The 26,004-nt window shown below is 65.8% G+C and carries 27 protein-coding genes; 2 read left to right on the top strand and 25 right to left on the bottom strand.

The window, feature by feature from the left end; all coding sequences use genetic code 11:
• Positions 1-53 precede the first annotated feature (53 nt).
• The 25 genes from tatA to CAL19_RS19330 all read right to left on the bottom strand — a co-directional run bounded on the left by tatA (position 54) and on the right by CAL19_RS19330 (position 23,755).
• Positions 54-281: a Sec-independent protein translocase subunit TatA gene (gene tatA / locus CAL19_RS19210; protein WP_026639246.1), complete on the bottom strand. Its 228-nt coding sequence runs from the start codon at positions 279-281 to the stop codon at positions 54-56.
• Between the two features lie 18 nt (positions 282-299).
• Positions 300-668 carry a histidine triad nucleotide-binding protein gene (locus CAL19_RS19215; protein ID WP_026639245.1) on the bottom strand — a complete coding sequence of 123 codons (369 nt, stop codon included), beginning with the start codon at positions 666-668 and terminating at the stop codon, positions 300-302.
• A gap of 12 nt (positions 669-680) precedes the next feature.
• On the bottom strand, positions 681-1,025 hold the full coding sequence (locus CAL19_RS19220; protein ID WP_026639244.1) for a phosphoribosyl-ATP diphosphatase: 345 nt from the start codon (positions 1,023-1,025) through the stop codon (positions 681-683).
• Entirely contained in the window at positions 1,022-1,426 is a 405-nt protein-coding gene (gene hisI / locus CAL19_RS19225) for a phosphoribosyl-AMP cyclohydrolase (RefSeq protein WP_094797687.1), read from the bottom strand. Before hisI ends, CAL19_RS19220 begins: the two co-directional genes overlap by 4 nt.
• A gap of 9 nt (positions 1,427-1,435) precedes the next feature.
• Entirely contained in the window at positions 1,436-2,245 is an 810-nt protein-coding gene (gene hisF, locus CAL19_RS19230; protein ID WP_094797688.1) for an imidazole glycerol phosphate synthase subunit HisF, read from the bottom strand.
• Positions 2,242-2,982 carry a 1-(5-phosphoribosyl)-5-[(5-phosphoribosylamino)methylideneamino]imidazole-4-carboxamide isomerase gene (hisA, locus tag CAL19_RS19235; RefSeq protein WP_026639241.1) on the bottom strand — a complete coding sequence of 247 codons (741 nt, stop codon included), beginning with the start codon at positions 2,980-2,982 and terminating at the stop codon, positions 2,242-2,244. The genes hisF and hisA overlap by 4 nt, the downstream gene beginning before the upstream one ends.
• Before the next feature lie 60 nt (positions 2,983-3,042).
• A complete protein-coding gene (hisH, locus tag CAL19_RS19240) occupies positions 3,043-3,696 on the bottom strand; it encodes an imidazole glycerol phosphate synthase subunit HisH (RefSeq protein WP_026639240.1) in 654 nt (217 codons plus the stop codon).
• A gap of 45 nt (positions 3,697-3,741) precedes the next feature.
• The gene (gene hisB, locus CAL19_RS19245; protein ID WP_026639239.1) at positions 3,742-4,329 is read right to left on the bottom strand and encodes an imidazoleglycerol-phosphate dehydratase HisB; all 588 of its coding nucleotides are present in this window, start codon (positions 4,327-4,329) and stop codon (positions 3,742-3,744) included.
• A gap of 18 nt (positions 4,330-4,347) precedes the next feature.
• Positions 4,348-5,451, bottom strand: coding sequence for a histidinol-phosphate transaminase (gene hisC, locus CAL19_RS19250; RefSeq protein WP_283162366.1), 1,104 nt, complete (start codon positions 5,449-5,451; stop codon positions 4,348-4,350).
• 50 nt (positions 5,452-5,501) lie between these two features.
• A complete protein-coding gene (gene hisD / locus CAL19_RS19255) occupies positions 5,502-6,809 on the bottom strand; it encodes a histidinol dehydrogenase (RefSeq protein ID WP_170941567.1) in 1,308 nt (435 codons plus the stop codon).
• 107 nt (positions 6,810-6,916) lie between these two features.
• Entirely contained in the window at positions 6,917-7,597 is a 681-nt protein-coding gene (hisG, locus tag CAL19_RS19260) for an ATP phosphoribosyltransferase (RefSeq protein ID WP_026639236.1), read from the bottom strand.
• A complete protein-coding gene (murA, locus tag CAL19_RS19265) occupies positions 7,594-8,862 on the bottom strand; it encodes a UDP-N-acetylglucosamine 1-carboxyvinyltransferase (RefSeq protein ID WP_094797691.1) in 1,269 nt (422 codons plus the stop codon). Before murA ends, hisG begins: the two co-directional genes overlap by 4 nt.
• 4 nt (positions 8,863-8,866) lie before the next feature.
• The gene (locus CAL19_RS19270) at positions 8,867-9,112 is read right to left on the bottom strand and encodes a BolA family protein (protein ID WP_026639234.1); all 246 of its coding nucleotides are present in this window, start codon (positions 9,110-9,112) and stop codon (positions 8,867-8,869) included.
• Positions 9,113-9,117: 5 nt separating this feature from the next.
• Positions 9,118-9,930 (bottom strand): ABC transporter permease, encoded by an 813-nt coding sequence (locus tag CAL19_RS19275; protein ID WP_026639233.1) that lies wholly within the window; start codon positions 9,928-9,930, stop codon positions 9,118-9,120.
• Positions 9,927-10,736: an ABC transporter ATP-binding protein gene (locus CAL19_RS19280; protein WP_026639232.1), complete on the bottom strand. Its 810-nt coding sequence runs from the start codon at positions 10,734-10,736 to the stop codon at positions 9,927-9,929. The genes CAL19_RS19275 and CAL19_RS19280 overlap by 4 nt, the downstream gene beginning before the upstream one ends.
• An 87-nt stretch (positions 10,737-10,823) precedes the next feature.
• Positions 10,824-11,456 carry an MlaC/ttg2D family ABC transporter substrate-binding protein gene (locus tag CAL19_RS19285; protein ID WP_094797692.1) on the bottom strand — a complete coding sequence of 211 codons (633 nt, stop codon included), beginning with the start codon at positions 11,454-11,456 and terminating at the stop codon, positions 10,824-10,826.
• Positions 11,457-11,483: 27 nt separating this feature from the next.
• Complete coding sequence (locus tag CAL19_RS19290) at positions 11,484-12,296, bottom strand: MlaA family lipoprotein (protein WP_094797693.1); 813 nt, start codon at positions 12,294-12,296, stop codon at positions 11,484-11,486.
• Between the two features lie 105 nt (positions 12,297-12,401).
• A complete protein-coding gene (gene mlaD / locus CAL19_RS19295) occupies positions 12,402-12,878 on the bottom strand; it encodes an outer membrane lipid asymmetry maintenance protein MlaD (RefSeq protein WP_026639229.1) in 477 nt (158 codons plus the stop codon).
• A gap of 12 nt (positions 12,879-12,890) precedes the next feature.
• Positions 12,891-13,679, bottom strand: a complete 789-nt coding sequence (mlaE, locus tag CAL19_RS19300) for a lipid asymmetry maintenance ABC transporter permease subunit MlaE (protein ID WP_038852220.1) — start codon at positions 13,677-13,679, stop codon at positions 12,891-12,893.
• Entirely contained in the window at positions 13,676-14,512 is an 837-nt protein-coding gene (locus CAL19_RS19305; protein ID WP_026639227.1) for an ABC transporter ATP-binding protein, read from the bottom strand. The genes mlaE and CAL19_RS19305 overlap by 4 nt, the downstream gene beginning before the upstream one ends.
• 98 nt (positions 14,513-14,610) lie before the next feature.
• Entirely contained in the window at positions 14,611-15,597 is a 987-nt protein-coding gene (locus tag CAL19_RS19310; RefSeq protein ID WP_094797694.1) for a tripartite tricarboxylate transporter substrate binding protein, read from the bottom strand.
• 100 nt (positions 15,598-15,697) lie between these two features.
• A complete protein-coding gene (locus tag CAL19_RS19315; RefSeq protein ID WP_094797695.1) occupies positions 15,698-16,324 on the bottom strand; it encodes an OmpW/AlkL family protein in 627 nt (208 codons plus the stop codon).
• 185 nt (positions 16,325-16,509) lie between these two features.
• Positions 16,510-17,976, bottom strand: a complete 1,467-nt coding sequence (locus tag CAL19_RS19320; RefSeq protein ID WP_026639224.1) for a glutamate synthase subunit beta — start codon at positions 17,974-17,976, stop codon at positions 16,510-16,512.
• A 9-nt stretch (positions 17,977-17,985) separates the two neighbouring features.
• Entirely contained in the window at positions 17,986-22,722 is a 4,737-nt protein-coding gene (locus tag CAL19_RS19325) for a glutamate synthase-related protein (protein ID WP_094797696.1), read from the bottom strand.
• A 298-nt stretch (positions 22,723-23,020) separates the two neighbouring features.
• Entirely contained in the window at positions 23,021-23,755 is a 735-nt protein-coding gene (locus CAL19_RS19330) for a hypothetical protein (protein WP_094797697.1), read from the bottom strand.
• 192 nt (positions 23,756-23,947) lie between these two features.
• On the opposite strand from CAL19_RS19330, the gene CAL19_RS19335 reads away from it, so the two are divergent.
• Together CAL19_RS19335 and fghA are read left to right on the top strand one after the other, a co-directional pair.
• Positions 23,948-25,054, top strand: coding sequence for an S-(hydroxymethyl)glutathione dehydrogenase/class III alcohol dehydrogenase (locus tag CAL19_RS19335; RefSeq protein WP_026639221.1), 1,107 nt, complete (start codon positions 23,948-23,950; stop codon positions 25,052-25,054).
• A gap of 65 nt (positions 25,055-25,119) precedes the next feature.
• Positions 25,120-25,971, top strand: a complete 852-nt coding sequence (fghA, locus tag CAL19_RS19340) for an S-formylglutathione hydrolase (protein WP_094797698.1) — start codon at positions 25,120-25,122, stop codon at positions 25,969-25,971.
• Positions 25,972-26,004 lie beyond the last annotated feature (33 nt).

Below are 26,004 nucleotides of genomic sequence, written 5' to 3' on the forward strand. Positions count from 1 at the left end.
AGGGAAGCCGGCCCGCGGGGCCTGGCTTCCGGGGTACAGGGGATGCAGGGAGATCAGGAGTTGGTCTTTTCTTTGGCCTGCACGTCGATCGTGTCGTCGGCGGCCTTCTGCTGCGTGACCTGCTCTGCCGGTTTGTCGGTGTTGGCGTCTTTCATGCCTTCTTTGAAGCCTTTGACGGCGCCGCCGAGATCGCTGCCGATGTTGCGCAGCTTTTTGGTGCCGAATACGAGGGCAACGATGACCAGGACGATCAACCAATGCCAGATGCTGAAGCTACCCATGATGACGGTTCTCCGTGATTATGCGTTGGGAGCCATGCGCCCTTTCCAGGGTCGCTGACCGCCTATGATATGGAAATGCAGGTGGGGGACTTCCTGGCCGCCATCGACGCCGGAATTGGCCATGAGGCGGAACCCCCCTTCCGGGCCCGGACGGCAGCCGTTGTCGGCTGCCAGGCGCGTAGCCAGGGTAACCATTCTACCCAACCAGCCGGCGTCGTCGGGGCCGATGTCCTGCAGGGATACGACGTGGCGCCGCGGGATGAGCAGCAAGTGCACGGGGGCGGCGGGGTTGATGTCGTGGAAGGCCACGAACTCGTCGTCTTCGTGGACCTTCTTGGAAGGGATCTCGCCGCGGGCGATTTTGCAGAAGATACAGTTGTCGCTCATAGGATTCCGTGCTCAGGAGGCGGGGCGCCGTGCTTTTTCTTCAAGGCCTGACAAGCCTTCGCGGCGCGCCAGTTCGGCCAGCACGTCTTCGGGCCGCAGGTTGTAGTGAGTCAGGGTGACCAGGCAATGAAACCAGAGGTCGGCGGTTTCATTGACGATGCGATCGGGCAGGCCGTCTTTGGCGGCCATGACCAGTTCCGTGGCCTCTTCGCCGATTTTTTTCAGGAAGGCGTCGGGCCCCTTGGCCAGCAGCTTGGCCGTATAAGAGGTTTGCGGATCGCCGCCGCGGTCGGGGCGGCGGGATTCCAGGGTGTCGGCGATGCGCGCCAGCACGTCGGTGGACAGGGAGCTGGTCATTTGTAGATCTGTTCCGGATCTTTCAGGACTGGGTCGACGGTGACCCACGCGGCGCTGTCGACGGGGCCTTCCAGCCTGCGGAAGAAGCAGCTGGCGCGCCCGGTGTGGCAGGCGATGCCGCCTTCTTGGTGCACCTTGAGCAGGATGACGTCGCCATCGCAGTCCAGGCGCAGATCGTGCACGGCCTGGACGTGTCCGGATTCCTCGCCTTTGCGCCACAGGCGCTGGCGCGAACGCGACCAGTACACGGCGCGAGCCGTGGCCGCGGTTTCGGCCAGGGCTTCGCGGTTCATCCAGGCCACCATCAGAATCTGCCCGCTTTGGGCGTCCTGGGCGATGGCGGGAATCAGGCCTTGCTCGTCGAAAACGACGTCGGCCATCCAGGCGGGCTCGGTATTCATGGGAACAGTCTAATCCAGTCTGACAGCAATGCCTTGCGCGGCCATGAACTCTTTGCATTCGCGCACGGTGTGCTGGCCGAAATGGAAGATGCTGGCCGCCAGCACGGCGCTGGCGCGTCCGGTGGTGACGCCGTCGGCCAGGTGCTGCAGGCTGCCCACGCCGCCGGAGGCGATGACGGGCACCGGCACGGCGTCGGCCACGGCGCGGGTGAGTTCAAGGTCGAAGCCGGACTTGGTGCCGTCGCGGTCCATGCTGGTAAGCAGGATTTCGCCGGCGCCGTAGGCGGCCATGCGGGCGGCCCATTCGACGGCGTCCAGCCCCGTGGGCTTGCGTCCGCCATGGGTGAAGACTTCCCAGCGTGCGGGCTCGCCGGGTGCAGAGACGCGCCTTGCATCGATGGCCACCACGATGCATTGCGACCCGTGGTAATCGGCGGCGCTGCGCACGAGTTCGGGGTTGGCCACGGCGGCGCTGTTGATGCTGATTTTGTCTGCGCCGGCATTGAGCAGGCGCTGGATGTCGGCCACCTGGCGCACGCCGCCGCCCACGGTCAGCGGAATGAACACCTGCGAGGCCACCTGTTCGATGATGGGCAGGATCAGGTCGCGGCCGTCGCTGGTGGCCGTGATGTCAAGGAAGGTCAGTTCATCGGCGCCCTGCTCGTCGTAGCGGCGCGCGATTTCCACCGGGTCGCCCGCGTCGGCCAGGTTTACGAAATTGACGCCCTTGACCACGCGTCCGGCGGTCACGTCCAGGCACGGGATAATGCGCCGGGTGAGCGCGCTGGGCGCGCCCTGCGCCATGGCGGAGCTGTTCATGAGCCGAGTTCGTCCGCGCGAGCCTGCGCCTGCTGGAAGTCGAGCGTGCCTTCGTAGATGCTGCGGCCCAGGATGGCGCCTTCGACGCCTTCTTCTTCGACGGCGCACAAGGCTTCGATATCCTGGATGCCGGCAATGCCCCCGGATGCGAAGACGGGGATGCGGACGTGCTGGGCCAGGCGCACGGTGGCGTCGACGTTGACGCCCGACAGCATGCCGTCGCGGCTGATGTCGGTGTAGATGATGGCCTCGCAGCCGTAGTCTTCGAACTTCTTGGCCAGGTCGAGCACGTCGTGGCGCGTGAGCTTGCTCCAGCCATCGGTGGCGATCTTGCCGTCACGCGCGTCCAGGCCCACGATGATGCTGCCGGGGAAGGCGCCGCAGGCGTCATGCAGGAAGCCCGGGTTCTTTACCGCGGCCGTGCCGATGATGACATACGAAATGCCGGCGTCGAGGTAGGCCTCGATCGTGTCCAGGTCGCGGATGCCGCCGCCGATCTGGACCGGGATCTCGTCGCCGACGGCATCGAGGATCGCCTTGATGGTGGCGTCGTTTTTGGGCTTGCCCGCCACGGCGCCATTCAGGTCGACCAGATGCAGGCGGCGCGCGCCCAGGTCGAGCCAGTGTGTGGCCATGGCGGCGGGGTCTTCAGAGAATACCGTTGCCTCGTCGAGGTCTCCCTGGCGCAGGCGTACGCAGCGCCCGTCTTTGAGATCGATGGCGGGGATCAGCAGCATGGTGGATATCGAGCGTTGAAAAATTGGTTGAAAGGGCCGGCCGAAGCTCGTACGGAGCGGCTATGGGTTCCAGTCTACAAAATTGCGGTACAGCCGCAAACCGTGGGCCGCGCTTTTCTCGGGATGGAACTGCACGGCGAAAATGTTCTCGGCGGCCACGGCGCACGTAAATGTAACGCCGTAGTCGGACTCGCCGACCGTCAGCGCGGGATCGGCGGGCGCGGCATAGTAACTGTGCACGAAATAGAAATGCGTATGGTCGGGGATGCCCGCCCATAGCGCATGAGAGCGCGTCTGGCGGACCTGGTTCCACCCCATGTGCGGCACCTTGAGCCGTTCGGCCGCGTCGGGCCCGGCGGTGGCGCCGGCGTACTGCGGCCCGGCAAAGCGGCGCACCGTGCCCGGAAACAGGGCCAGGCACGGGGTCTGGCCTTCTTCGCTGGACTCGAACAGCATTTGTTCGCCCACGCATACGCCCAGCAGGGGCTTGGCGCGGGCTGCGCGCACCACGGCTTCGCGCAGGCCCGATTCGTTCAGGGTGCGCATGCAGTCGGCCATGGCGCCCTGGCCGGGAAAAACGACGCGGTCGGCGGCATCGATGTCGGCCGCGCGGTTGCAGATACGGATGTCGGCGTCGGGCGCGGCGTAGCGCAGCGCCCGCGCCACGGAATGGAAGTTGCCCATTCCGTAGTCGACGATGGCAATGGTAGTCACAGTGTGTGCCTGGCGGATGGGTAGGCTGGCGCCGAGGGAAATACCTTAGAGGACGCCCTTGGTGGACGGCACCGTGGCGCCCATGCGGGGGTCGACTTCGAGCGCCATGCGCAGGGCGCGCCCGAAGGCCTTGAACACGGTTTCGCACTGGTGGTGCGCATTGAAGCCGCGCAGGTTGTCGATGTGCAGCGTGACGAGGGCGTGATTGACGAACCCCTGGAAGAATTCGCGGGTAAGGTCGACGTCGAAGTCGCCGATGCGCGCGCGGGTGAACGGAATGTGATATTCCAGCCCGGGCCGTCCGGAGAAGTCGATGACCACGCGCGACAGGGCTTCGTCCAGCGGCACGTAGGCGTGCCCATAGCGGCGCAGGCCCGCCTTGGTGCCCACCGCCTTGGCCACGGCCATGCCCAGGGTGATGCCGACGTCTTCGACGGTGTGGTGCGCATCGATGTGCAGATCGCCGTCGGCCTTGATGTCGAGATCGATAAGCCCGTGCCTGGCGATCTGGTCGAGCATGTGGTCGAGGAACGGCACGCCGGTGTCGAGCGATTGCTTGCCGGTGCCGTCGAGATTGACGGCCACGCGGATGCGCGTTTCGTTGGTGTTGCGGGTAATTTCGGCGGTACGCATAAAGGGGCGAGCCTAAATTTAGCTGAGGATATCTTGCAGGGCGTCGAGCACTGCGCGGTTTTCGTCCGGGGTGCCGACCGAGATGCGCAGGCAGTCGGCCAGCAGCGGGTGGGCGTCCGAAAAGTTCTTTACCAGTATTTTGCGCGTTTTCAGGGCAAGATGCACGGCGTTGCCGCCCGGCTTGCCGGAAAAGCGCGCAAGTACGAAGTTGCCGGCGCTGGGGTAGGCGGTGACGTTCGGCAGCGCGGCCAGGCCTGACGCCAGGGCGGCGCGGCCGGCCCGCAGGTGCGCAGCCTGCTCGTCCAGCACCGCCTTGTGGCGCAGCACGGTGCGCAGCGCCGCCTGGGTCAGTACATTGATGTTGTAGGGCGGCCGGACCTTGTCGATTTGAGAGATCCAGGCGGGGTCGCCGGCCAGGTAGCCGAACCGCAGGCCGGCCAGCCCGATCTTGGAAACGGTGCGCAGCACCACGGCCTGCGGCAAGTGCGGCAGGCGGGGCATCCAGGTGTGGCCCGCGAAGGCCTGGTACGCCTCGTCCAGCACGACCAGGCCGGGAGCGGCATCCACGATGGCCTGCACCGCGGCGTCGGGCCACAGGCCCCCGGTGGGGTTGTTGGGCAGGGCCAGGAACACCACCTTGGGGCGGTGCTGGTCGATGGCCCGCAGCATGGCGGGCAGGTCCAGCTGCAGGTCGGCCGTCAGGGGCACGCCGACGAAGCGCGCATGGTCAAAACGGGCGGCCATGTCGAAGTAGACGAACGACGGCCAGGGCGACAGCACCGTGTCGCCGGGCTGGCAACAGGACTGCACGATCAGGTGGATGAGCTCGTCCGAGCCGTTGCCGAACAGCAGGCCCGACTGCGCGGGGATGTCGAACGCCTGGCGCAGCGCGAGCGTCAGCTCGCCGTTGTCCGCCGCGGGATACCGATTGAGCGCGGTGTCGCGCAACGCGCGGGCAATATCGTCGCGCACCGCATCCGGCAACGGATAAGGGCATTCCATGGCGTCGAGCTTGATGCCCTGGGACGCCGACGGCACGGGGTACGCCGTCATGGCGCGGATGTCCGGCCGGACGGTCGCGGCGATGCGCTTATCCAGGGCATCGCCCGTGGCGGGCCGCAGGCCGGCGTCGCGCGCGCCCGGCCCGGGCGCGGCGGCCGTGCGGGCGCCGTTCACGGCGGGTCGAGCCGGTACTGCGCGCTGGCCGCGTGCGCGTGCAGGCCTTCGCCCAGCGCAAGTTCGGCGGCGATGCGGCCCAGGGTTTGCGCGCCCTGCCGCGATACCTGGATCAGGCTCGACCGCTTCTGGAAGTCATAAACACCCAGCGGCGACGAAAAACGCGCGGTGCGCGACGTGGGCAGCACGTGGTTGGGGCCCGCGCAGTAGTCGCCCAGCGATTCGGAGCTAAACCGGCCCATGAAGATCGCGCCTGCGTGCCGGATGCGGGCTGTCCAGTATTCGGGCTGTTCGGTAGAGATTTCCAGGTGTTCGGGGGCGATATCGTTGGCAATCGCGCAGGCTTCTTCCAGGTCGCGCACCAGGATCAGGGCGCCGCGGTTGGCCAGGCTGACGCGCAGGATATCGGCCCGCGGCATGGTGGGCAGCAGGCGGGCGATGGACGCCTCGACCTCATCGATGAAGGCGGCATCCGGGCATAACAGTATGGATTGGGCCAGTTCGTCGTGTTCGGCCTGCGAGAACAGGTCCATGGCGATCCAGTCGGCCGGTGTCTTGCCGTCGCAGATGACCAGGATCTCGCTGGGGCCGGCGATCATGTCGATGCCCACGGTGCCGAACACGCGGCGCTTGGCCGCGGCCACGTAGGCGTTGCCCGGCCCGACGATCTTGTCGACCGCGGGAACGGTGGCGGTGCCATAGGCCAGTGCGCCGACGGCCTGCGCGCCCCCTATGGCGAACGCGCGGTCAACGCCGGCGATGGCGGCCGCGGCCAGCACGATGGGGTTGCGCGCGCCGTCGGGCGTGGGGGTGACCATGACGAGTTCGCCGACGCCGGCGACTTTGGCCGGAATCGCGTTCATCAGCACCGACGAGGGATAGGCCGCCTTGCCGCCCGGCACGTACAGGCCCACGCGGTCCAGCGGGGTGACTTGCTGGCCCAGCAGGTTGCCTTCGGGGTCGGTGTAGGTCCAGGTCTCGGCACGCTGGCGCTCGTGATAGGCGCGCACGCGGTCGGCGGCCGCTTCCAGCGCATTGCGCTGCGCGGCCGGCAGTGCCGCCAGGGCTGCGTGCCATTCCGATCTGGGAATTTCCAGTTCGGCGGCGGTGGCGGCGGCCACGCGGTCAAAGCGCTGGGTGTATTCCAGCAGCGCGGCATCGCCACGGCCGCGCACGTCGGCCAGGATGCCGGCGGCGGCGCGGTCGATGGATTCGTCTTCGGAGGCTTCGAAGGCCAGCAGTCTGGACAGCGCGGAGGAAAAATCCGGCTGGCGGGAATCAAGGCGGTTGATCAGGGCGGCCATGGCGTTACGGAAAAACAGGAAGATGCGTCCGGGGCGGCGCTGTTGCGGGCAGCCGCCACCGCGGGCAAAACCATAGTGTAGCGGGCGCCGGGGCAGGCGCCGCCGTGTCAGCCGGCCGCCCCTGCCTGTGCGGCGCGCCGGAATGTGTCGAGTAAAGGCTGCAGCCGGTCGCCGCGTGTCTTGAGAGAGGCCTGGTTGACGATCAGGCGCGACGAGATCGGCATGATGTCTTCCACGGCGACCAGGTCATTGGCGCGCAGGGTTCCGCCCGTTGACACCAGGTCGACGATACAGTCTGCAAGACCGACCAGCGGCGCGAGCTCCATCGAGCCGTACAGCTTGATGATGTCGACGTACACGCCCTTGGCGGCGAAATGTTCGCGCGCCGCGCGCACATACTTGGTGGCCACGCGCAGCCGGGCTCCCTGGTGCACGGCCGCTTCGTAGTCAAAGCCCTTGCGAACCGCCACGCACAGGCGGCACTTGGCGATGTCGAGATCGATGGGCTGGTACAGGCTGCCCGGGTATTGCGCCGCGTGTTCGTGCAGCACGTCTTTGCCGGCGATGCCGAGGTCGGCGGCGCCGTACTGCACATAGGTGGGTACGTCGGAGGCGCGCACGATGATCAGGCGCAGGCCGGGGTCGCTGGTGGGCAGGATCAGCTTGCGGGAGCTTTCGGGATTCTCGGCCACGTGCACGCCCGCCTGGGCCAGCAGCGGCAGGGTTTCTTCGAAAATGCGGCCCTTGGACAGTGCAAGGGTGATGGGGGCGGCGGAGAGGGAGCTCATGCGGATTCCTTGCCGCTCAGGCGCTGGATATCGGCGCCCAGGGCGCGCAGCTTGACTTCCATTTTGTCGTAGCCGCGGTCGAGGTGGTAAATGCGGTCGATGACGGTCTGGCCGTCGGCGGCCAGGCCGGCAATGACCAGGCTGGCCGATGCCCGCAGGTCGGTGGCCATGACGGCCGCGCCCGAAAGGCGAGGCACGCCGCGCACGACGGCCGTATGGCCGTCGATGTCGATGTCGGCGCCCATGCGGCGCAGTTCCTGCACGTGCATGTAGCGGTTCTCGAAGATGGTTTCCACGATGACGGACGCGCCGTCGGCGACCGTGTCGAGCGCCATCAGCTGGGCCTGCATGTCGGTGGCGAAGCCGGGGTATTCGTGGGTGCGGAAATCAACGGGGCGGGGCCGGCCCTGCATGGCGCCGCGCACCCAGTCGGGCCCGGTTTCAATGGTAAGCCCCGCATCGATGAGCTTGTCGAGCGTGGCGCCCATGATGGCCGGGTCGGCGTTGCGCAGGGTGATGTCGCCGCCGGCGGCGCCCACTGCGCACAGGAACGTGCCGGCCTCGATGCGGTCGGAGATGACGCGGTGCTCGGCGCCATGCAGGCGGTCCACGCCGTCGATGACGATGCGATCGGTGCCGTGGCCCTGGATGCGGGCGCCCATCTTGATGAGCAGCTCGGCCAGGTCGACGACTTCGGGTTCGCGCGCGGCGTTTTCGAGCACGGTCTGGCCTTCGGCCAGCACCGCGGCCATCAGCAGGTTCTCGGTGCCGGTGACGGTAACCATGTCGGTGCGGATCGAGGCGCCCTTCAGGCGTTTGGCACGCGCGACCACGAAGCCGTGTTCGATGCTGATTTCGGCGCCCAGCGCCGCCATGCCCCGGATGTGCTGGTCGACGGGGCGCTGGCCGATGCTGCACCCGCCCGGCAGGCTGACGCGGGCCTGTCCGAAGCGTGCCAGCAGCGGGCCTAGCACCAGGATGGACGCGCGCATGGTCTTGACGAGTTCATACGGCGCTTCCAGATTGTCGACCTGGTTGGCCTGCAGCGTGACGATGCCGTCGGCGCCGCGTTCGGCCCGCACGCCCATGCGGGCCAGCAGGCGCAGCATGGTGGATGTATCGTTCAGGTCGGGTACGTTGGCCAGCACCACGGGGTCGGCCGACAGCAGCCCCGCGCATAGTATGGGCAACGCCGAATTCTTGGCGCCCGAGATCGTGACTTCGCCGTGCAGCGGCGAGCCGCCAGTGATGCGTAGTTTGTCCATGGTTTCAGCTGCCTGCCTGGGCGTATTCGTCGGGCGTAAGGGTACGCATGGACAATGCATGGATTTCAGCCTTCATGCGGTCGCCCAGCGCGGCATAGACCATCTGGTGCCGCGCGATGAGGCGCTTGCCTTCGAAGGCGGGGCTGACGATGACCGCATCGAAGTGCGAGCCGTCGCCCTGCACGTCCAGGTGTTCGCAAGGCAGACCGTCGGCGATATATTGGCGGACCTGCTCGGGGGTAGGTAGCATGGACGTCAGTTCCTGAGTTTGTAGCCGCTGGCCAGCAGGCGCAGCGTGACGAACGAAAGCACGATGAACACCCCGGATACCACTGCCAGGCTGCGCCATGGCGACACGTCCGATATGGCGAAAAAGCCGTAGCGGAAGCCGTCGATAGTGTAGAAGATGGGGTTCCAGTGCGATACCGCCTGCCAGAACGGCGGCAGCGTATGAATGGAATAGAACACGCCTGACAGAAAAGTGGCCGGCATGATCAGGAAATTCTGGAACACGGCCAGGTGGTCGAATTTTTCGGACCACAGGCCGGCTATCAGGCCCAGCGCCCCCATGATGCCGCAGGCCAGCATGGCGAACACCACGACCCATCCCGGGTGGGCGGGCGGCAAGGACGTAAAGCACACGGCAACCAGCCATACACAGGCGCCCACCGCCAGCCCGCGCGCGACCGCCGCCAGCAAGTAGGCCGAGAATATTTCGCGGTGCGACAGGGGCGGCAGCAGCACGAACACCAGGTTGCCGGTGATGCGGCTCTGGATCAGCGATGAAGACGGGTTGGCGAAGGCATTCTGCAGCATGCTCATCATCATCAGCCCGGGGATCAGGAACGACGTGTATGGCACCGATCCGTACACCATGACGCGACCTTCGAGCACCTGGGCGAATACCAGCAGGTAAAGCAAGGCGGTGACCACCGGCGCGGCAATGGTCTGGAAGGCGACTTTCCAGAAGCGCAGCAGCTCTTTGCGCAGCAGCGTCGGAAACCCCGAGCCGGTGTCCAGGCGGGGTTGCAGCAGCGGCTTGGCGGCGGGGGTAAGCGGCGCCGTCACGTTGCGGCCTCTTCGGGAGCGAGTTCGGCCACGGCGCTGTCGTCGTGGCGCATGATGCGCACGAATGCGTCTTCGAGGTCGACGCCGCCCACCCGCGCCAGCAGCGCCTGGGTGGTGTCCAGCGCCACGATGCGCCCGCCCTTGAGCATGGCGATGCGGCCGCACAGCGCTTCGGCTTCTTCCAGGTAATGGGTGGTCAGCATGATGGTGTGCCCGGCCTTGTTCAGCCGTGAAATGAATTCCCAAAGCGTGCGGCGCAGGTCGACGTCAACGCCCGCGGTGGGTTCGTCCAGCACAATGACGGGAGGCCGGTGCACCAGCGCCTGGGCGACCAGTACGCGGCGTTTCATGCCGCCCGACAGGGCGCGCATGTTGGCGTCGGCCTTGTCGGCCAGCCCCAGGTTGAACAGGATTTCGTCGATCCAGTCGTCGTTCTTGCGCAGGCCGAAATAACCCGACTGGATGCGCAGCGTCTCGCGCACGGAAAAAAACGGGTCGTAGACCAGTTCCTGGGGCACTACCCCCAGGGCCCGGCGGGCAGCCTTGTATTCGGTGGTGACGTCGTAGCCGCACACGCTGGCGCGCCCGCTGGTGGCGCGCGCCAGGCCGGCCAGGATGGAGATCAGGGTGGTTTTGCCGGCGCCGTTGGGGCCCAGCAGCCCGAAGAACTCACCCGGCTCGATGGTAAGGCTGACATCGTTCAAGGCCTGGAAGCCGGGGCCGGCGTGATGTCCAAGCAGCCTTTTCCAGCCGGGCGAGCGCGGAGAATAGATCTTGGATACGTGGTCGAGGCTAACGGCAGACATGGCGGCGGCACAGCTCTGGCTAGAGCGAATCGCCCATTATAAATGGGGCCGGCGGCGGCCTGTGCCCGCGCCGGCCGTCGCCAGGGGTTACTGGTTGCGCTGGTTCAGCGCGGTGATCAAGCCGTCGATGCCGGACTGGTTGATCTGCTGGGCGAACTGGTTGCGATAGTTCTGGATCAGCCAGATGCCTTCGACGTTAAGGTCGTAGATGCGCCAGCCTGCCTTGGGGTCTTTTTCGAGCCGATAGTCCACGCCCACCGGCTGCCCGTTGGCCTGGGTGATCAGGCTGCGCACCACCACGTCGTCGGCGTTGGGGTCGCCGCGAAACGGCAGCAGCTTGATGTTGGTGGCGTTCGTCACGTTGGTGAGCGCGCCGCTGTAGGTGCGGATGAGCGTGCCGCGGAATGCGTCGGCCAGCGCATTTTGCTGCTCGGGCGTGGCCTGGCGCCAGTAGCGGCCGGCGGCCAGCTGGGTGGTTTTGCGGAAGTTGACGTACGGCAGTATGTACTTGTCGACCGCTGCGTTGACCCGGGCCAGGTCGCCCGAGCGCAGCTGGCTGTCGGCTTTGAGCGCGGCCAGGGCTTCGTTGGCGGCATCCAGCACGAATTTGTCCGGGGCGCCGTGCGGATCGGGCGTGTCGGCGTGGGCGACAGCGGCCGTCAGGGCCAGCATGCCGGACAGAAACAGGCGTTGCAGCAAAGCAAAGGCAGAAAACCGCATGGGTACTCCTGGTTGGCTGCGCGCCCGTTACGGCTTGGGCGCGGGAGCGGCCGATCCGGCCGGAACCGCCGCGGAGTCATCCGCGGCGTCGTCGCTGTAGTCGGGCACACTGTAGTCGGGCACGTTGGCCTCGCTCGAGGCTGTGCCGCGCACCATGGCGGCCCGGCGCTGCAGGTAGGCGTCTCGCACGAAGCTGTACGGGTCCAGCGCGACGCGGTCTACCGTATCGGTGGTGTCGAGCAGGCTCGCGCGGGTGTCGACCACCTTCAGGCCCCACAGCGAATTGCGGACCGGTACGTTTTCGATGGAGCCTACGCTGGTGTAGGTATACATGCCGCCCTGCCAGTCGCCCACCAGGCCGACGCCGTCGCGCACGCTGCTGGGGCCGAAGAAGGGCAATACCAGGTACGGCCCCTGGCCCAGCCCCCAAACGCCCAGGGTCGTGCCGAAGTCGTTGGGGATCTTGCGCGCGCCATTGGCCGACGCCACGTCGAAGCAGCCCCCCACGCCCATGGTGGTGTTGAACAGGAACCGGCCCAGCGAGTTGACGAAATCGTGTCCGCGGCCCTGGAGGAAGCTGTTGGTGGCGCCCCACAGGTCGCCCACGTTACTGAAAATATTGTGGATGCAGCTGCGCACTGGCTGCGGCGTGACATACGTGTAGGCCTGCGCCACGGGCTTGAGCACGGCGCGGTCGACCGTATCGTTGAACTTGTACACGCCGCGGTTGAAGCCTTCCCAGGGATCGCGAGGATCGGGGTTGCCGGGGGCGGCACAGCCAGCGGTCAGGGCACATACGGCCAGGGCGGAGGCAACGCGGACGTAATTGGACATGGTCATGATCGGAAAAGGCCCCGTACAAGGTTCGGGTCGGTTTTCGGCGTGCCGCCGGGCATGTCCGGCGGCGCAGAGCGGCAATTATCTATGGCCTGGGCCGAAAATGCTTCAATTTTCGGGCTTCGAGCCTTGTTTCTCGGCCGTGCCATACAGGAACTGGCTGATCAGTTGCTCCAGCACGACAGCGCTTTGCGTGTAGCGGATCTTGCCGCCGTCGGCCAGGTTTTCTTCTTCGGCGCCCGGCGACAGGCCCACGTACTGTTCGCCCAGCAGGCCGGAGGTCAGGATAGAAGCGGACGAATCTTTCGGGAATTCGTAGCCTTCTTCGAGGTTGAGCGTCACCACCGCCTGGAACACCTTGTCGTCGAAGCTGATGTTGCCGACACGGCCCACCACCACGCCGGCGCTCTTGACCGGGGCGCGGGCCTTCAGGCCGCCGATATTGTCAAAATTGGCAGTAAGGGTATAGGTGGGCGCAAATGAGAAGCTGCTGAGGTTACCCGCGCGCAACGCCAGGAAAACCAGCGCCGCCGCGCCCAGCAGCACAAACAGCCCAACCCAGAAATCGGTTTTTTCGCGTGACATGATGAATCCGTATCAATTGCCAAACATCAGGGCGGTAAGTAGGAAATCGAGCCCCAGCACGGCCAGGGAACCCATGACGACAGTACGGGTGGTGGCCCGCGCCACGCCCTCGGGGGTGGGCCGGGCCTGCCAGCCTTCATACAGTGCCACCAGGGTGACGGTAACGCCGAAAACCAGGCTCTTGAGCACGCCGTTGGCCACGTCGTCCCAGACGTCGACGCCGCTTTGCATCTGCGACCAGAATGCCCCGGCGTCCACGCCGATGAGCAGCACGCCCACCACCCAGCCGCCCAGGATGCCCACCATGGAGAACACCGCGGCCAGTACGGGCATGGCGATAATGCCGCCCCAGAACCGCGGCACCAGTACGCGCCGCATCGGGTCGACGGCCATGACTTCCATCGCGGCCAGTTGCTCGCCCGCCTTCATCAGGCCGATTTCAGCGGTGAGCGAAGTGCCGGCCCGCCCGGCGAACAGCAGGGCAGTGACCACCGGGCCGAGCTCGCGCACCAGCGACAGCGCCACCAGCAGCCCCAGGGCTTCTTCAGAACCGTAACGGTTCAGCGTGTAGTACCCCTGCAGCCCCAGCACAAAGCCGACAAACATGCCGGATACGACGATGATCAGCAATGAATAGTTGCCGATGAAATGCACTTGCTGCGATACCAGGCGGGGACGCGACACCGCGATACCGCTGCGCGCCAGCAGGGCGCCCAGGAATCGCGTGAAGAACCCGATGCCTTCGACCTGCGCGCGCACCCGGCGACCCAGCGCGCTGACGGCTTGTAGTGGCCCCATCATGGTTTGCGCCCTTCTTGTTTGGCCAGCCAGGCCTGGAAGGCCGGCGTGTCGGGGTACTGGAACGCCACCGGGCCGTCGGGCTCGCCGCGCAGAAACTGCCTGACGTAGGGGTCCGTAGAGCTTGACAGCGTCTGGGGCGTGCCGGCTGCCACCAGACGCCCCCGACCGACCAGATAGACTTGGTCGGCGATGGCGAAAGATTCCTGCACATCATGCGTGATAAGCACCGATGCGCACTGCAGGCGGTCGGACAGGTCGCGGATCAGGCGCGCGGTGATGCCCATGGAAATGGGGTCGAGCCCGGCGAACGGCTCGTCGTACAGGATGAGTTCGGGTTCGAGCACGACGGCGCGCGCCAGCGCCACGCGCCGCGCCATGCCGCCAGAGATTTCCGCCACGCGCAGGTGCGCGGCCGCCCGCAGGCCCACCGCGTCGAGCTTGTCGAGCACCCGGGCGGTGAGCTCGGGTTCGGCAAGGCGGGTGTGCTCGCGCAGGGGAAACGCCACGTTTTCGAAGACGTTCAGGTCCGTAAACAGGGCGCCTTGCTGAAAAAGCACGCCCATGCGCTTGCGCAGGGCCTGTACGCCCGCCGTGCCGGCCTGCCCGATATCGGTGCCGAACACGCGCACCCGGCCGCGCAGCGCTTTCAGTTGGCCCGTGGCCGCGCGCAGCAAAGTGGTCTTGCCCGAGCCCGACCCCCCCATGACGGCCACCACCTGCCCCGGCTTGACGGCCATGTCGATGTCTTGCAATACCGTGAAGTCGCCATAGCCAAGCGCGACCCCATCGAGTGACAGGGCAAGGTCCGGACTGCTGGGAGTAAGTTCGGGCATAGGCAATGGAAAGTGGGGCCCGGGCGGCGTGGGCGCCCCGGCGTCGCAAACATTGTAACGTGGCCTTGCGCGGGCGGTTCAGGCCGGCATCTGCCCGGCTACTGGAGCGTTATGTTGCCCTGTTTGATGACTTTTGCCCATTTTTCGGTTTCGCTGGCTATAAACGCCGCGAATTCCGCGGGCGTGCCGCCGCCGGCCTGGCTGCCCGTGTCGGCGATGGCTTTCCGCACTTCCGGGTCTTGCAAGATCCGGTTGAATTCGGCGTTGAGCCGGTCGATGATGGGCGCTGGCGTGCCGGCGGGGGCGACGATGCCCTGCCAGTTATACGACTCGAAGCCCGGCAGCCCGGATTCGGCCATGGTGGGTACGTCGGGCAGCACGTCCAGGCGCTTGCTCGCCGTAACGGCAATGGGGTGTATCTTTTTGCCGTGGATGGCGGGCAGCGCCGAATAGCCCATTTCGAACATCATTGAGATGTGGCCGCCCATCAGGTCGGTGGCGGCCAGGCTGCCGCCCTTGTAAGGCACGTGCACGATGTCGATGCCGGCCTGTTCGCGGAACATTTCGCCCGACAGGTGGTGGGCGCCGCCCACGCCCGACGAGCCGAACGTCAGTTTGCCGGGCTCTTTCTTGGCCAGATCCACCAATTCTTGCAGGTTCTTGACGGGCAGCGAGTTGTTGACGCTGAGCACCAGCGGGCTGTTCTCGATCAGTATCACCGGCGCCAGGTCTTGGCGCGCATCGTAGGGAATCGAGGGCATCAGGGTGGGGTTGACCGCCATGGGCGCCAGATTGCCGGTGCCGATGGTGTAGCCGTCGGGTGCGGCCTTGGCGATCAGGTTGGTGCCGACGACGCCCCCTGCTCCGGCCTTGTTCTCGACGACTACCGTCTGCTTCAGAGAATCGGCCAGCTTGCGGGCCAGCAACCGCACGCGGGTGTCGGCAAAGCCGCCGGGGGCGTACGGCACGATCAGGGTAATGGGCTTGGACGGCCAGCCGGCGGTGTCCTGGGCCGGGGCGGGCAGGCTTGCGGCCAGGGCGGTGGCAGCCAGCACGCTGGCCAGAAGCGGACGAAATGCTCGCATGCGCGGTACTCCTGTTGATGTTGCGCGTTTTGCGGCAATTATGCCCGTTCGGGCCGTGGCGCGGGCCGGTCGGCCCGCCGGCCTGGCGCCTCAGCGCCCGCTAGAACCGATATCCCACGCCCACGGTGGCGACCCAGGGGTCGATACGCGCGGTGCCGATGCGTTGCCCGTTGAGCTTGACCTTGGACGAGATGTCGATATAGCGCAGGTCGGCGTTGAGGAACCAGCGGTCGTTCAGCTTGATGTCCATGCCGACCTGCCCCGCCAGGCCCCAGGAATCGCCCAGTTTCAGGTCCGAACCATCCAGGGCGCCGCGCGCCTTCGTATCGAAGAAGTGGGTGTAGTTCACACCGATACCCACGTACGGTTGCACCTGGCTGTCGGGCAGAAAGTGCCATTGCAGGCTCAAGGTGGGTGGCAGGTGCTTGGTGGTGGCGATCTTGCCCAGCCCGGCGCTGCCGTCGATATCGTGCTGGAAGGGCCACGCGCCGAGCAGTTCGACGCCTATGTTGCGGGTGGCCATGTAAGTCACGCTGAAGCTGGGCCGCACGCTGTTGCCGACATCGAGCTTGACGCTGCCGTCCAGCACGGTGCCGTTGACGGACTTGGGGCGCACCTGCGTGGCGCCGACCTTCAGCAACCAATCGCCCGCTTCATGGGCTTGCGTCGGGGCGCCGATCAGGGTGGCGGCGCACAGCGCCGCGGCCAGGGGGATACGTATTGACATGAAACTCTCCGTAAGTCTGCCGTTGGTTCCGGCAGCGGGAAGGTTCTCAGGCCGGCGCCAGACGCGGCTTGATCCATGTCAGTAGTAGGGTTATTCGGGGCGCGTCGTTGCGAAAGGGAAACGGCCGGCAAAAACAAGGGCCTGGCGCACGGTTGCGCGCCAGGCCCATCAGGTTCGCTGCCCGCTCAGCGAGGCAGTTCGCTGGCGCCCATCAGGTATTCATCGACGGCGCGAGCGCATTGCCGGCCCTCGCGAATGGCCCAGACCACCAGCGACTGGCCCCGCCGCATGTCGCCGGCGGCGAAGACCTTGTCGACGCTGGTGCGGTAGTCATCGGTATTGGCTCGCACGTTGCCCCGCCCGTCGCGGTCGACGCCAAAGGCGTCCAGCACGTTCTGCACGGGCGACACGAACCCCATGGCCAGCAGCACCAGGTCGGCCTTGATCTCGAATTCCGAACCTTCGACCTCGCGCATCTTCATCTGGCCGGTGGCTTCGTCCTTGAACCATTCGACCCGGGCGCCCACCAGCGCTTCGACCTTGCCGTTGCTGCCCTTGAGCAGCTTGGTGGTGACTGCCCAGTCGCGCTCGCAGCCTTCTTCGTGCGAAGACGAGGTGCGCAGCTTCAGGGGCCAGTACGGCCACACCAGCGGCTTGTCTTCGGATTCGGGCGGCTGGGGCATCAGCTCGAACTGGGTAACCGAAGCGGCGCCGTGGCGGTTGCTGGTGCCCACGCAGTCCGAGCCGGTGTCGCCGCCGCCGATCACGACCACATGCTTGCCCTTGGCCAGTGTCTGGTTGGTCAGGCGGTCGCCGGCCACGGCCTTGTTCTGCTGGCGCAGGAAGTCCATGGCGAAATACACGCCCTCGAGTTCGCGGCCGGGTACCGGCAGGTCGCGCGGGGTTTCCGCGCCGCCGCTCATGACCACGGCGTCGAACTCGGCCAGCAAGGCATCGGGCGTGCGCACCGTCAAGCCATCGGCCACGGGGTCCGACGGGTTGCCGACATAGGTAGATGGCAGGAACTCCACGCCCTCGGCTTCCATCTGGGCAATGCGGCGGTCGATAAGCGATTTTTCCAGCTTGAAGTCGGGGATGCCGTAGCGCATCAGGCCGCCGATGCGGTCGCTCTTGTCCAACACCGTAACCGAATGGCCGGCGCGCGCCAGCTGCTGCGCGCACGCCAGGCCGGCTGGCCCCGAGCCCACCACGGCCACTTTCTTGCCAGTCTTGCGCACCGGCACCTGCGGCACGACCCAGCCCTCGGCCCACCCCTTGTCGATGATGGCGTGCTCAATGGACTTGATGCCGACCGCGTCGCTGTTGATGTTGAGCGTACAGGCGGCCTCGCAGGGCGCCGGGCAGATCCGGCCGGTAAATTCCGGGAAGTTGTTGGTGGAATGCAGGACGTCCAGCGCGCGCCGCCATTCCTGCCGGTACACCAGGTCGTTCCAGTCGGGGATGATGTTGTTGACCGGGCATCCGTTGTTGCAGAACGGAATGCCGCAGTCCATGCACCGGGCGGCCTGCTGCCGGGACTGTTCGTCGTTCAGGCGCACCACGAACTCGCGCCAGTGCTTCAGGCGCTTCTGCGGGGCTTCGGCGGCTTCCTTGAGCCGCTGGAATTCCATAAAACCAGTGATTTTTCCCATGGTAGATCCTCAGGCGGCCAGTTGTTCCGGGCTGGCCGCACGCCACATTTCGCCCAGTGCGCGGCGGTATTCGGTGGGCATGACCTTGATGAATTTGCCGCGCGAGGCTTCCCAGTCGCCCAGGATTTCGCGGGCGCGGAAGCTGCCGGTATAGCGGAAGTGGTCTTCGATGAGCCGGCGCAGGATGGCTTCGTCGGTATCGCGCTCGCCGCCGCGCTGGACGCTGTGCCAGTGCTCGCGGTCGTTCTGCGCCAGTTGCTCGGCGTGCGGCGCAACAGGTTCGAGCTCGACCATGGCCAGGTTGCAGCGTTGCCTGAAGCTGCGGTCCGGGTCCCATACGTAGGCGACGCCGCCCGACATGCCGGCGGCGAAGTTGCGGCCGGTGCTGCCCAGCACCACCACGGTGCCGCCGGTCATGTATTCGCAACCGTGGTCGCCGGTGCCTTCGACCACGGCGGCCGCCCCCGAGTTGCGCACCGCAAAACGCTCGCCGGCCACGCCGTTGAAGAACGCTTCGCCCGCCAGCGCGCCATACAGCACGGTGTTGCCGACGATGATGTGGTCGGGCCCGAACCCGCGGAAGTCATTGGGCGAGCGCACGATGATGCGGCCGCCCGACAGGCCCTTGCCGACGTAGTCGTTGCCTTCGCCTACCAGGTCCAGTGTGATGCCGTGCGCCAGGAAGGCGCCGAAGCTCTGGCCGGCCGTGCCGTTGCACTGGATGTGGATGGTGTCGTCGGGCAGGCCTTCGTGGCCGTAGCGCGCCGCGACGGCGCCCGACAGCATCGCGCCGACGGTGCGGTTGCGGTTGCGCACGGGCGTGATGAACGAGACCTTTTCGCCGCGTTCGAGCGCGGGCTTGCTGCGTTCGATAAACAGATGGTCCAGCGCGCCGGCCAGGCCGTGGTCTTGCGCTTCGGTCTGGCGTCGTTCGGTGTCGATCTGCGGTTGGTAGAACACGCGCGAGAAATCCAGGCCCCGGGCCTTCCAGTGTTCGACGCTTTCGCGCACGTCCAGCAGGTCGGCGCGGCCGATCAGGTCGTCGAACTTGCGGATGCCCAGCTGGGCCATGATTTCGCGCACTTCTTCGGCGATGAAGAAGAAAAAGTTCACCACGTGCTCGGGCTTGCCCTGGAACTTGCGGCGCAGCACCGGATCCTGAGTGGCCACGCCCACCGGGCAGGTGTTCAGGTGGCACTTGCGCATCATGATGCAGCCTTCTACCACCAGCGGCGCGGTTGCAAAGCCGAACTCGTCGGCGCCAAGCAGCGCCGCGATCACGACGTCGCGGCCGGTTTTCATCTGTCCATCGGCCTGCACGCGGATGCGGCTGCGCAGGCGGTTGAGCACCAGGGTCTGCTGCGTTTCGGCCAGGCCCAGTTCCCAGGGCGTGCCTACATGCTTGATCGACGACACGGGCGATGCACCGGTGCCGCCGTCGTGGCCGGCGATCACGACATGGTCGGCCTTGGCCTTGGCCACGCCGGCCGCCACGGTGCCCACCCCCACTTCGGACACGAGCTTGACCGAGATCGACGCCTTGCTGTTGACGTTTTTCAGATCGTGAATAAGCTGCGCCAGGTCTTCGATGGAATAGATGTCGTGGTGCGGCGGCGGCGAGATCAGGCCCACGCCCGGCACCGAATAGCGCAGCTTGGCGATGTAGTCCGATACCTTGTGGCCAGGCAGCTGGCCGCCTTCGCCGGGCTTGGCGCCCTGCGCCATCTTGATCTGGATCTGGTCGGCGCTTGCCAGGTATTCGGCCGTGACGCCGAAGCGGCCCGAGGCGACCTGCTTGATGCGCGAACGCAGCGAGTCGCCGGCCTTCAGCGGCACATCGGATTCGATGCGGTCTGCGCCCAGGATGGACGCCAGGGTGTCGCCATCTTTGATGGTGCTTTTGTGTTCGCGCATTTCGGCGCGGTAGCGCAATTCGTCTTCGCCGCCTTCGCCGGTATTCGACTTGCCGCCGATGCGGTTCATGGCCACCGCCAGCACGGTGTGGGCTTCGGTGGAAATGGAGCCCAGCGACATGGCGCCGGTAGCGAAGCGCTTGACGATTTCCTTGGCCGGCTCGACTTCGTCCAGCGCAATGGCGCGCGTGGGGTCGAAGCGGAACTGGAACAGCCCGCGCAGCGTCATGTGGCGGCGGCTCTGGTCGTTGATGATCTGCGCGTACTCTTTGTACGTGCGATAGTTATTGGCGCGCGAGGCGTGCTGCAGCTTGGCGATGGAGTCGGGCGTCCACATGTGCTCTTCGCCGCGCACCCGGAAAGCGTATTCGCCGCCTGCGTCCAGGTCGTTGGCCAGCACGGGGTCGGTGCTGAACGCGGCACGGTGCAGGCGCAGCGCTTCTTCGGCCACCTCGAAAATGCCGATGCCTTCGACGTTGGAAGCCGTGCCGGTAAAGTACTTGTCGACCAGCGCTTTCTGCAGGCCGACAGCTTCGAAGATCTGCGCACCGGTATACGACATGTAGGTCGAGATGCCCATTTTGGACATGACCTTGTTCAGCCCCTTGCCGATGGCCTTGATGAAGTTCTTGGTCGCCTTTTCGGGGTCGGGCATGCGCGACAGCGAGTCCAGCGCCAGGTACGGGTGGATGGCTTCGGCGCCGTATCCGCCCAGCAGCGCAAAATGATGGACTTCCCGGGCCGAGCCCGTTTCCACGACCAGGCCGGTGGCCGTGCGCAGGCCGGCGCGGATCAGGTGCTGGTGTACGGCCGAAGTGGCCAGCAGCGCCGGGATGGCCACGCGTTCGGAATCGACCAGGCGGTCGGACACAATAAGAATGTTGTACCCGCTTTGCACCGCGTCGACGGCGCGGGCGCACAGCGCCGCCACGCGGGCTTCGATACCTTCGGAGCCCCAGGCAACCGGGTAGGTGATGTCGAGTTCGTAGCTGCGGAACTTCTTGCCGGTAACCTGCTCGATGTCGCGAATCTGCGCCATCGCGGCGAAATCCAGCACGGGCTGCGAGACTTCCAGGCGCAGCGGCGGGTTGACGTTGTTGATGTCCAGCAGGTTGGGCTTGGGCCCGATGAACGACACCAGCGACATCACCATCTGTTCGCGGATGGGGTCGATGGGCGGGTTGGTTACCTGGGCGAACAGCTGGCGGAAGTAGCTGTAGAACGGCTTGGCGCGGTTTGACAATACGGCCAGGGGCGCGTCGTTGCCCATCGAGCCCACCACTTCTTCGCCAGAGGCGGCCATGGGTTCCAGAATGTACTTGTAGTCTTCCTGGGTCCAGCCGAACGCCTGCTGGCGATCCAGCAGCGACACGGGCGACTGCGTGGCCGGCGTCGTCTGGCGCGGCGCGGGCAGCGATTCCAGCTTGATCTGCAGGCGCTCGATCCATTGACGGTACGGGCGGCTGTTGGCCAGCTGCAGCTTGATTTCGGCATCGTCGATGATCCTGCCCTGCTCCAGGTCGATGAGGAACATCTTGCCGGGCTGCAGGCGCCACTTCTTGACGATGCGGTTTTCGGGTATGGACAGCGTGCCGGCCTCGGACGCCAGGATGACCATGTCGTCATCGGTGATCAGGTAGCGGGCGGGACGCAGGCCGTTGCGATCCAGGGTGGCGCCGATCTGGCGGCCGTCGGTGAAGGCCACGGCGGCCGGACCGTCCCAGGGTTCCATCATGGCCGCGTGATATTCATAAAAGGCGCGGCGGCTCTCGTCCATTTGCGTGTGCTGTTCCCACGCTTCGGGAATCATCATCATCATGGCGTGGGCCAGCGAATAGCCGGAATTCACCAGCAGTTCGAGACAGTTGTCGAACGTCGCGGTGTCGGACTGCCCTTCGTAGACGATCGGGTACAGTTTTTTCAGGTCGTCGCCCAGCACGGCCGACTGCATCATGCCTTCGCGGGCGCGCAGCCAGTTGAAGTTGCCCTTGACGGTGTTGATTTCGCCGTTGTGGGCGATCATGCGGTACGGGTGGGCCAGCGGCCAGGCCGGGAAGGTGTTGGTGGAGAACCGCTGGTGCACCAGCGCCAGCGCCGAGATCGTGCGAGGGTCCGCCAGGTCGCGGTAGTAGCGGCCGACCTGGTCGGCCAGCAGCAGGCCCTTGTAGACCACGGTACGCACCGAGGCTGACGGCACGAAGTATTCCTTGCCGTGCGCCAGGCGCATGGCCTGGATGGCATGGCTGGCGGTCTTGCGGATCACATACAGCTTGCGTTCGAGTGCGTCGGGCACCATGACGTCCGCGCCGCGTCCGATGAACAGCTGGCGGATGACGGGCTCGACCGAGCGCACGGTGGGCGACATGGGCATGTCTACGTCGACGGGCACGTCGCGCCAGCCCAGCACGGTCTGGCCTTCGGCGCGCACGGCGCGCTCGAGCTCTTGTTCACAGGCCAGGCGCGAGGCGGTTTCTTTCGGCAGAAACACCATCGCCACGCCATACTCGCCGGGCGGCGGCAGGGTGATGCCCTGCTGGCTCATTTCATCGCGGTACAGCGCGTCCGGAATCTGGATAAGAATGCCCGCGCCGTCGCCCATGAGCTTGTCGGCGCCCACCGCTCCCCGGTGGTCCAGGTTCTCGAGGATCTTCAGGCCCTGTTGAATGATGGCGTGGCTCTTGCGCCCTTTGATATGGGCGACAAAGCCGACGCCGCAGGCATCGTGTTCGTGGGTGGGGCTGTACAAGCCCTGGGCCGCCGGCATGCCGATGCGGGTGGCATCGATCGGGGTTTCAACCGGGCGACAGGAAGGATCGAGAGGACGTGTAGACATGGCGCGCTCCGCAGGGGCCTGCGTGGATGTTGCAGTGCAAGAACATGACGATACTGCGGCACGCGATGGTTCGCAATGAAAATTTACGGGGTGCGTCCCTTAATAAAAATGGAGAATTCGATGATCATTAAATATGGGGCCGGATTAAAATTCTTTAAAAATCAACGATATTTCAGATGGCGAATGCAGCCAGGCTCGGCATGCGGGCCGTATCGGGTGGGCAAAAGGGTGTTGCGTCACCAAATAAATGTGGTGGCGCCGCGACTTGGTGTTGCCGATAGGCGGGCGATGGCGGCGGTCAGGCAGTGTCGCCGGGGGTGTCGTGCGCGGCCGGGGCGGGTGTCTTGCGGGGACGGCCGCGTTGGCCCGGCGCCACGCGGCGGCTCGCCGTATGTGCCAGGCTGGCGATGAAGTCCGGCCCGCCCAATGCCCACTGGCCCGATACAGCCTGGTCGATACGTTGGCTTTGGTCCCGCGACAGGCCTTCCTGAAGGCGATGCCGGTAATTGGCCTGGCGATCGAAAGGCGTGTTGCCGCATGCCCAGTAGTCGGCGTGGTCGGATTGCCAGGGCGAAGGTGGCGTGGCGGGGGTGGTATTGCCCGTGTGACTGCCGGCCGACGACCATGGCCAGGAATCCGGATCGTGTGCGATGCCGCTGCGCACGGGGTAGGTTTCCAGCCAGACCAGCGCCGGCAATACCCATGCGCCCGGTTCCACCAGCGCCGAGCGGTAGCGGCCGGCGAACACGCGCCCGCCGCGCAGCCGGGCCGCCAGGTTGCGGCCCAGGGTCTGCATCAGGCGTGGCAGGCCTTCTTCATCGGCCGGCGTGGCCAGCAACAGGATGCGGTCGTTGGCCAGCACCCAGCCATGCACGGCGACGCGATGCCGCTGGGCAGAATCGCCCAGCCAGGAGGCAAGCTGGTTCAGTACGTCTTGCGGCGTGGGCTGCGATGGCGCGGCCAACGGCTGGACGAAGTTGGCCTGCACCAGCTGGGGCAGCCCGGGGGCGTACAAACGGGGCAGACGGGCCATAAGGGTAAAAGGCGTGCGCGGCCGAAAGAACGTTAAGGGCGATCAACTATATATAAATAGTGCCATAACCGTCGAGGGGTCAAGCCACAAGAGTGGCACGCTTGCAGGGCGGGCATGCCCACCGCGCTCATGCAGGTTAACATCGGGCGTTGAAATGCCATAGCCGCAGATATTTCTTGAACAGGAGCACGCATGAAGACCAAAGCAGCCGTCGCCTGGAAAGCCGGAGCCCCGCTGACCATCGAAGAGGTCGATCTTGAAGGCCCGCGTGCTGGCGAAGTACTGATCGAAGTCAAGGCCACGGGCATCTGCCATACCGATTACTACACCCTTTCAGGGGCCGACCCCGAAGGCATCTTTCCGGCCATCCTGGGCCACGAAGGGGCGGGCGTAGTGGTCGATGTGGGCGCCGGAGTTACGTCCCTGAAAAAGGGAGACCATGTCATTCCCCTATACACACCGGAATGCCGGCAGTGCAAGTTCTGCCTGTCCCGCAAGACCAATCTTTGCCAGGCGATCCGCGCCACCCAGGGCAAGGGGCTGATGCCCGATTCGACGTCCCGCTTTTCGCTTGGCGGCAAGCCGCTGTTTCACTACATGGGGACATCGACCTTCGCCAACCACATCGTGGTGCCGGAGATCGCCGTGGCCAAGGTGCGCGAAGACGCGCCCTTCGACAAGATCTGCTACATCGGCTGCGGCGTGACCACCGGCGTGGGCGCGGTGGTGTACACGGCCAAGGTCGAGGCGGGCGCCAACGTGGTGGTATTCGGCCTGGGCGGCATCGGCCTGAACGTGATCCAGGGCGCCAAGATGGTTGGCGCCGACAAGATCATCGGCGTGGATGTGAACCCGCAGCGCGAAGCCATGGCACGCAAGTTCGGCATGACGCACTTCGTCAACCCCAAGGAAGTCGAGAACGTCGTCGACCACATCATCCAATTGACCGACGGCGGCGCCGATTACTCGTTCGAGTGCATCGGCAATACCGAAGTCATGCGCCAGGCCCTGGAATGCTGTCACAAAGGGTGGGGCCAGTCCGTGATCATCGGCGTGGCCGAGGCCGGCGCCGAAATCAGCACGCGCCCCTTCCAGCTGGTCACGGGCCGTGAATGGAAGGGCTCGGCCTTCGGTGGCGCCAGGGGCCGCACCGACGTGCCCAAGATTGTCGACTGGTACATGGAAGGCAAGATCAACATCGACGACCTGATCACCCACACGTTGCCGCTTGAGCGCATCAACGAGGGCTTCGACCTGATGAAGCGCGGCGAGTCGATTCGCTCGGTGGTGCTTTACTAAGGCGGCGCCGCCGCCCTGCCCGGCGTCTGCCCGGCAGGGCGGCCACGGTTTACAAGAGGTACTACATGGCAGAACTGGAACTGATTTCGCAGCATCGTTGTTTCGGTGGGTGGCAACGCTACTACCGGCATGCGTCGGCGCAGATCGGCCTGCCGATGCGGTTCTCGGTGTTCCTGCCCGCCCAGGCCGAGCAGGAGCGGGTGCCGGTGCTGTTCTACCTGGCCGGGCTGACCTGCACCGAAGAAACGTTCATGATCAAGGGCGGCGCCCAGCGGCTGGCCGCCGAGCACGGATTCATGCTGGTCGCGCCGGACACCAGCCCGCGTGGCGCGGGCATTCCCGGCGAAGACCAGGACTGGGACTTCGGCACCGGCGCGGGGTTTTACCTGGACGCCACCGCAGAGCCCTGGCGCACCCATTACCGCATGGAAAGCTATGTGGCCGACGAGCTGTACGGCATCGTGACCGCCCAACTGCCTGGCGACGCCGGGCGCACGGGTATTTTCGGCCACTCGATGGGCGGCCACGGCGCCTTGGTGCTGGCGTTGCGCCATCCGGATAAATTCAGATCGGTATCCGCGTTCGCGCCCATCGCCGCGCCCACGCGTTGCCCCTGGGGGCGCAAGGCTTTCGGCGGCTACCTGGGGCCGGACACCCAGGCCTGGAAACAGTACGACGCCAGCGAACTCATGGCCCGAGCCGAACGCCCGCTCTTTCCGCAGGGCATTTTGATCGACCAGGGGCTGGCCGACTCGTTCCTGGCCGAGCAGCTGTATCCGGAAGCCTTCGAGCTGGCCTGCCAGAAGGCTGGCCAGCCGCTGACGCTGCGCCGCCATGCCGACTACGACCATGGCTACTACTTTATATCCACGTTTATGCAGGACCATCTGCGTTTTCACGCCGACCAACTTATATAGGGCACGGCGGCCCCAGGCCGCTCGACCCGCCGG

The organism is Bordetella genomosp. 7, from assembly GCF_002261265.1.
In the GTDB taxonomy this organism is placed as follows: Bacteria; Pseudomonadota; Gammaproteobacteria; order Burkholderiales; family Burkholderiaceae_B; genus Bordetella_A.